Source organism: Actinosynnema sp. NPDC059797 (assembly GCF_042732085.1).
In the GTDB taxonomy this organism is placed as follows: domain Bacteria; phylum Actinomycetota; class Actinomycetes; order Mycobacteriales; family Pseudonocardiaceae; genus Actinosynnema.
In genome coordinates this window covers 1-7058 of sequence record NZ_JBHWIE010000356.1, presented here as the reverse complement: position 1 = coordinate 7058, position 7058 = coordinate 1, and the positions used below count along the sequence as shown (strand labels likewise).

Sequence of the window (7058 nt, the reverse complement as noted above, 5' to 3'; positions counted from 1 at the left end):
GGCCGAAGTCGTGCAGCCGCGCGACCTTCCAGGCGTTGCCGAAGACGCTGTCGCGGTCGAGCTTCACGCCCTTCGGCTCCCCGGTCGAGCCCGAGGTGAACACGATGAACGCCAGGCCCCGCGCCTCCGGGTGGTCCGATCGTCCTTCGTGGACTGTTACCCGCTCGCCGTCGACCACCGCCGAGGCCTCGACCCGCTCGGCGATGCGCGCCACGTCCGCGTCGGGCGTGCGGGGGCCGAGCGGGACGACCACCAGCTCGTCGCGCACGCACCGCGAGATGAGCCGGGCCAGCCGTTCGCCGGACGGCACCCGCACGACGACCCGGCTGTACTCGGGGAGGTCGGAGAGGTCCGGGAGATCGGGGAGGTCCGGGAGATCGGGGAGGTCCGGGAGGTCGACGGGTCCGGGCAGACCGGTCGGGCCGGGCAGGCTGATCAGGCCGGGCAAGCCGGCAGGTCCGGGCAAGCCGGTCGGGCCGGGCAAGCCGGTCCGCGGCAGTGGCGCGGTGGCGCGGTCAGCGGGCATCCCGACCACCCCCGAGGTTGACCGTGATCGTCTTGGGCCGCTGGTACTCGCGCAGCGCCAGCACGCTCAGGTCGGTCCCCGCGCCGGACCCGCGCCGGCCGCCGTGGGGCAGCTCGGGCGTCTGCACGAGGTGGCAGTTCACCCAGACCTCCCCCGCGTCCACCCGGCTCGCCAGCCCGATGCCGTCCGCCAGCGACGAGGTCCAGACGCTGGCCGCCAGCGCCTGGGGCTGCCCGTTGGCCAGCCGCACCGCGTGGTCCGGGTCGTCCGCCGCCTGCACGGTGAGGACCGGGCCGAAGACCTCCTCGCGGACGGCCACGTCGTCATCGTCCACATCGGACAGCACAGCCGCAGGCCGCCAGAAACCGCCACCGGTGCCCTCGTCCGTCGCCGTGGGCGACACCGCCCGCGCGCGAGCCGCCGAGCCGCCCACCAGCCGGTCGTACCTGGCCACCTGGTCGGGGTTGTTCAAGGGGCCGAACGACGTGCCCGCCACCCGCTCCCCCATGGCCTTGGCCAGCAGCTCCACGACCCGGTCGCGGTCCTCGCGCAGGGCGATGACCCGGGCGGGCGCGGCGCAGCTCTGGCCCGCGTTGTACGTGACGGCGTCGGCCAGCGCGTCCCAGGTGAACGCGGGTGCGTCCGGCAGGACGACGCAGGGGCAGTTCCCGCCCAGTTCCAGGCTCACGCGCGCCACCCCGGCACGCGCCGCCACGTCCGCGCCACCCGCCGTGCTGCCGGTGAACGCCACACCGTCCACCCCGGACGACACCAGCAGGCGGCCGGTCTCGCGACCGCCCTGCACCACCCGCAGGACGTCCGGGCCCAGCGCCTCCGCGGCGTCCCGGGCGAGCAGCGCCGCGGAGTCCGGTGTGGTCGGCGCGGGCTTGAGCACGACCGCGTTGCCGGCCGCGAGCGCGGGCGCGCACCGCCAGGCCGCCATCATCACCGGGTAGTTCCAGGGCAGGACCGCCGCGACGACGCCCAGCGGTTCCCAGCGGACCCAGCTCTCGTGGCCCGGCACGAGGCGGCCGGCGGCCGGTCCCTGGTCGGCCCGCGCCGCCCAGGCGTAGAAGTCGAACAGCTCCGCCGCGCCCAGGACCTCGGCACGCGCCTCCCGCTCCGGTTTGCCCGTGCCCGCGATCTCCGCGGCGACGTACTCGTCGGCGGCGTCGGCGATCCGGCGGGCGAGCGCGGCCAGCCGCGCGCAGCGCTGCGACGGCACGAGGTCGGCCCACCCGGTCGCCGCGCGCCGGGCGGCGTCGACCGCCGCGCGCACCTGGTCGGCGGTGCCGTGCTCCAACTGCCCGCGGACCCGTCCCGTGCGCGGGTCGACGAGGTCCACCGCGGTCACCGGGTCGCCTCCGCCACCGCGCACCGCGCGCAGGGGCAGTGCGGGCAGCCGACGTCGTGGAGGTGGTCCGGCAACCGGGATTCCGAGTCGCACACCAGGCAGGTCAGGTCGCCGATCTCGCTGAGCACCTCGCGGTAGTCCACGGGGGACATCCGCGCGTCGGACCCGATGGGCACGTGCGGTGCGCCGATCGCCAGCACGACGTGGTCGGTGATGGCGCCGACCGCGTGCGAGACGGAGCCCTCCACCAGGAAGATCTGCCCGGCCTCGGTCGGGTGCACGCGCCCGCCGTAGGTGATGGTGCCGCGCCCGCCGACGACGGCCAGGACGTGGTGCCCGACGTGCGTGTGGGGCGGGAAGCCCGTGCCCGCGGCCAGCCTGATGAGGTCCGCGCCGATCGCGCCGTTGCCCACCAGGCCCGATCCGGTCGCCTCGGCGCCGTGCACCCGGATCGGGCGCGGTCCGTGCGGGACGGTCAACGTGGACGTGCCACCCTCGACGACCCCGCGGGCCCACCTGACGATCTCCAGTCCGGCATCGGAAACAACCGCATCCGTCATAGCGCGAGAACCCCCATTGTTTCCGCACTTGGCCAGGAATGCGCGCCCCCAGGCACGCAGAATGATCGTGAACAGCGCTAAATAACGCCCAATGCCATTGTTGCCCCCAGTTGAACCACAATTCGGTCGTGGATTCCAAGATCTCGACCGGACCCCCAAGCTCCACCTAGCAAAGCAGCGGACCAACAGTCCGAGCATCGGCCGATCGGGGGAACTTGCCCACCGGATGGGTGGGCATTCCGTGACCGTACCTGCTGCGATCTTCCCCCATCGGACCATTGACGACCGATCGACATGCGACGGACACGAAGGACAGATCAACATTGTCGGCGCCTCGCCGCGTGATCACGACCGGCGCCGGACGGGCCTTCCACCCGCGTCGCTCGGTGTTGCGGTCGAAGCGATCACGACGTCACCGGGCGTTGCGACACACCGAAGTCACCGCGTGTCCGAAAAGCGCGACAAGACCGTTCCGCAGACCCTGTTCGGGTGAATTATCGCCTTTTCCGGGCCGTCGGCCGCGATCGCCGGCGGCTTTCCGCCCACCATCTACTCCGGACCGGCGGCGCGGGAGGGGCTCGCCCGGCGGGCCCCGCGGGGTGGAGACTCCACCGGTGAACCGCGGACGAGTGCTGGTCGTGTCGGTCGGAGTCGTGCGCCCCCTGCCCTGGCACGGGCGCACCGTGGCGTCGGGCATCGCGAAGGTCCCGGTGGAGGGACCGGTCGAGGTCACCCGGCTGGGCCTGGCGGGCGACGAGCAGGGCGACCGGAAGCGCCACGGCGGACCGGACAAAGCGGTCCTCGTCTACCCGGGCGAGCACTACCGGGCGTGGGCGCCGCGACTGGGCGACCTCACCGCGCCCGCGTTCGGCGAGAACCTCACCACCTCCGGCGTCCTGGAGGGCGACGTGGTGCTGGGCTCGGTCTACGCCGTCGGCACCGCGGTGCTCCAGGTGACCCAGCCCCGCCGCCCCTGCTTCAGGTTGGCCGCCCACCACGGCGTCGAGGACCTGGCCGTCCTCACCCAGCGCAGCGGCCGAACCGGTTTCTACTGCCGGGTCCTGACCCCCGGCCACGTGACCGCCGGCGACCGCCTCGACCTGCTCTCCCGCCCCGGGCACGGCATCACCGCCGCCGAGGTGCACCGCGTGCTCAACGTCGACCGCGCCGACCGGGCGGCCGCCCGCCGCCTGCTCGACCACCCCGACGTGCTGCCCGCCTCGTGGGCCACCCTGCTCGGCAAGCGCCTGGACGGGCACCTGGACGACCAGGCCGAACGCCTCCACGGCCGGGCGGGCGACACGCCGCCCCCGTCGCAGCCTCGGAATGCCGGCGCCGCAGGCCACCCGGTCGAGATCTCCGAGCAGCCCGGCGCGACCGCACCGGGTCCTCCGCCGGGCGGCCGGGGTTTCAGGTGATCTTGCGAACCAGGCCGGTGTAACCCGTGACCGCCAGGGTGGCCAGGGCCCAGACCACGGCCTGCAACAACCAGATGAGCACCGTGAACGCCTGCCCTTGTCGCGTCGCGGTGTTCAGGTCGCAGCGGTCCCTCAGACCGGTGGTGCCCAGGGGGAGGCCCCGGTCGATGCCCAGGCCGACCTGTTCGACGAGGGAGCACGGCGAGCCGGGGGTCTTGGCGTTCTTCGTCCGCTCGGCCGCGTAGTGGCCCGGGGAGGTCGGCACGTGCCCCGCCGCGACGCCCGCCGCGCCCGCCATGAGCAGGACGACCAGCAGGGCGACGGCGGTGCGGCCCGCCCGGTAACCGTAGCCGCCGACGATGCCCCAGGCGCGGTGCACCAGCTTCGCCCACGGGCGGTCGCGGAGGTCGCCGCGGTCGCGCAGGTCCTCCTGCTGGGCGATGAGGACCTGCCTGGCCGCGGCGTCGTGCCCGGCGGCGCGCTGGACGGCGGCGAGTTGCTGGTACGGCTGGGCGGCGTACTCGGTGGTGTGACGCCTGATCCAGTGCAGCCAGCGCTCCCACCCCGTGTAGTCCAACGAGGCGTAGGTGAACCCGGCGAGCTTCGCCTTCCCCCGGCCATCGCACCCCTCGGCGCAGATGAGCCGGTCGTTCAGGTACACCGACGTGGACCGGGCGTGCATCAGGTCGAGGACGGGCCCTTCCGGGTTGGACAGCTCACCCGAGACCAGGAGCATCCCGTCGATCTTCGCCGAGTGCAGGATGACCGAGGCGGCGGTCCCCGTGCCGGCCGCGGTGAAATCGTCGGCCAGGTAGACGTTGCCGCCCACCTGCGCCCCTCGGGCGGACAACGCGCTCGCCGAGCTGTTGGTGATCGTCGAGTGGTTCAGGTCCAAGTCGCCGTCGACGCGGGCGGCGATGAGCCGCACGGTGCCGTGGTCGTCGTCGGAGTGGGCGGTGAACCCGTGGCGCAGGAACACCGAGAGGTCGACGTGCAGCCCGTCGGCCATGAGCGCGGGGCCCCGCGTGCAGGTCAGCACGGCTTTGTTCGCCTCGAAGTTGCCCGCGATGTGCGCCCCGGTGAGCCGTACCGCGCCCCACGCGTGATCGGTGTTCGCGACGACCTTCCGGAGGAACACATTGCCGTCGACCCGCAGCCGGTCCGCGTGGAACGCCGATAGTCGGCTGCCGTCGAAGTCCAGCGCGGAGAGCCGGGCGCTCCGGGCGGTGACGATCCCGGTGATCTCGCAGTCGGCGAGGCGCAACCTGACCTGGCTCTGGACGAAGTCGAGGTCCAGCGCGCCGACGACGCGGGCACCGCACAGCTGCACGCCGCGCGGATCCGGTCGGTCGACGTGGCGGCCCAGCAGCAGGTCGCGGATCAGCTCGGCCCTGACCTCGTTGTCACCCTCCAGCGCGACGCCGGAGCGGACGGCCTCCACCAAGGCGCGCTCGGCCTTCGTCAACCGGGACTCGGCGATCACCCGCCCACTGTCCCACGCTCGGGCAATCGTCGAACGGGGTCGATCACGCGTCGGCGGCCCGGGGAACCGCCGCGGGCCGGCCGGCTCGCCGGGGTTCCGGTCGGGCCGGGCGCAGGCGGTGCGGGCGAGGTTGATCGCCAAAGGGGTCGACAGGGACCGGGTGAGCGCCGAACCGGGCGCCGTGCGCGGGTGGTCGAGCACCGGTGCCCAGCGCCGCGCCACCGTCGCGCACGGCGGTTCCGTACTGGTCGCCGCGGCACGTCGGCACCGGCGGCCGGCCCCGGCCGAACGCGCGGTGGACGCCGTCCGGCGCGGGCGCGAGCAGGGCGTGAGGCAGCTCGTCCACCCCGTCGAGCAGAGGTCGCGGCCCTCGACGACGGGCGCGGCGGGGCAGGCGACCCGGCCGCGCGTTCACACCGGAGGGAGGCCCGGGATTCCGCTCGATGGCGGTTCTCCCCGAGCCCCCTCGGACCGCGAGGATCTGACCATGGGCCTCGCGCACGACGCCGCGGGCCCGGCCAGTTCGCGGTTCTTCGCCCCCTTGCTGGCGGTGAGCCTGTTCACCGGGGTGGGCTACGCGCTGGCCGGGCCGTTCCTGTCCGTGTTCCTGGTCAAGGAGTTGGCCGCGGGGCCGCTCGCCGTGGGCGCGTTCCTGTTCGCGGACTCGGTGGCGGCGCTGGTGGTCGGCACGCTGGTCGCGCGCCTGTCGGACGCGCGGGCGGTGCGGCGCGACGTGATCCTGGTGGGCTCGGTGGCCGCGGCGGTGGCGTACGGCCTGTTCTCGGTGCTGCGCGACTACCGGCTGCTGCTCGTCGTGTCGTTGACGCTGGTGGCGGTCGCGTCGTCGCTGGTGCCCCAGGTCTTCGCGTACGCGCGGCAGGCGCTGGAGCGCGCCGGCTCCGCGAAGGCGCCGCTGGCGATCAGCGCGCTGCGGATGGTGACGTCGGTGTCGTGGGTCGCCGGTCCCCCGGTGAGCGCGGTGCTGATCGACACCAGCGGGTTCACCGGCCTGTTCGGCGTGGCGGCGGGGCTATACCTGGCGGCGGCGGTGGTGACGTTCGCGCTGCTGCCGGAGCCGGGCGGCACGTCCGCGGCGCCGGGGGCGGGACGGGCCGACGCGCCGCGCCGCGACGTCGTGCTCGCGGCGGCGGCCTTCGTGCTGCTGCAGGGCGGCGAGATGCTGGGCTACCTGGTGCTGCCGCTGTACGTGACCGACGTGCTGGGCGGCACGACGTCCGACGCGGGGCTGGTCATGGGGTTGTGCGCGGCCCTGGAGATCCCGCTGATGCTCGGCTTCGGCGCCCTGGCCCTGCGCGTCGACCACGGTCGCCTCGTCCTGGCGGGCGGTGTCGTGGCGCTGGTGTACTACGCGGCGATGCTGCCGGCCACCGCGACGTGGCAGGTGGCCGTGGCGCAGGTGCCGCGCGCGGTCGTCATCTCGACCGTGATGGGCGTGGGCATCTCGTACTTCCAGGCGCTCGCGCCCGACCGGCCCGGGTACGCGTCGACGCTCTACGCGAACACGCTGAAGGTCGCCGCGATGGTGTCGGGGCCGCTGCTGGGGCTGTCGCAGGTCCTGGGCTACCGCAGCGCGTTCGCCATCTCCTCCGCGCTGACGGTGGTGGGGCTGGGGCTGCTGCTCGCCGTGCGGCGGCGTTGAGTCCCGGGAACCCGCCGCGTCCCGGCACCGACCGGGACGGCCGGTGCCGACCGGGAC

At 74.1% G+C, this 7058-nt stretch carries 5 protein-coding genes and 1 pseudogene; 2 read left to right on the top strand and 4 right to left on the bottom strand.

Features of this window, described 5'->3' with window-relative positions; genetic code table 11:
* The 3 genes and pseudogenes from ACFV4N_RS36920 to ACFV4N_RS36910 all read right to left on the bottom strand — a co-directional run.
* A pseudogene (locus ACFV4N_RS36920) lies at positions 1-526 on the bottom strand (hypothetical protein); the annotation flags it as partial.
* The gene (locus ACFV4N_RS36915) at positions 516-1880 is read right to left on the bottom strand and encodes an aldehyde dehydrogenase family protein (protein ID WP_499677310.1); all 1365 of its coding nucleotides are present in this window, start codon (positions 1878-1880) and stop codon (positions 516-518) included. The pseudogene ACFV4N_RS36920 and the gene ACFV4N_RS36915, both read right to left, overlap by 11 nt.
* Entirely contained in the window at positions 1877-2359 is a 483-nt protein-coding gene (locus ACFV4N_RS36910) for a cupin domain-containing protein (protein ID WP_499677309.1), read from the bottom strand. The genes ACFV4N_RS36915 and ACFV4N_RS36910 overlap by 4 nt, the downstream gene beginning before the upstream one ends.
* A gap of 695 nt (positions 2360-3054) precedes the next feature.
* Between ACFV4N_RS36910 and ACFV4N_RS36905 the strand changes: the two genes are divergently transcribed.
* A complete protein-coding gene (locus ACFV4N_RS36905) occupies positions 3055-3858 on the top strand; it encodes an MOSC domain-containing protein (protein WP_499677308.1) in 804 nt (267 codons plus the stop codon).
* Here ACFV4N_RS36905 and ACFV4N_RS36900 read toward each other — a convergent pair.
* On the bottom strand, positions 3851-5341 hold the full coding sequence (locus ACFV4N_RS36900; protein WP_499677307.1) for a hypothetical protein: 1491 nt from the start codon (positions 5339-5341) through the stop codon (positions 3851-3853). The two genes, ACFV4N_RS36905 and ACFV4N_RS36900, sit on opposite strands and share 8 nt — an antisense overlap.
* Positions 5342-5828: 487 nt before the next feature.
* On the opposite strand from ACFV4N_RS36900, the gene ACFV4N_RS36895 reads away from it, so the two are divergent.
* Positions 5829-7001, top strand: a complete 1173-nt coding sequence (locus ACFV4N_RS36895; RefSeq protein ID WP_499677306.1) for a sugar efflux transporter — start codon at positions 5829-5831, stop codon at positions 6999-7001.
* Positions 7002-7058: the final 57 nt, after the last annotated feature.

Bases quoted from the DNA above. Each gene is read 5' to 3' on its own strand.
- ACFV4N_RS36895 (WP_499677306.1), top strand. From the start codon at position 5,829: ATGGGCCTCGCGCACGACGCCGCGGGCCCGGCCAGTTCGCGGTTCTTC.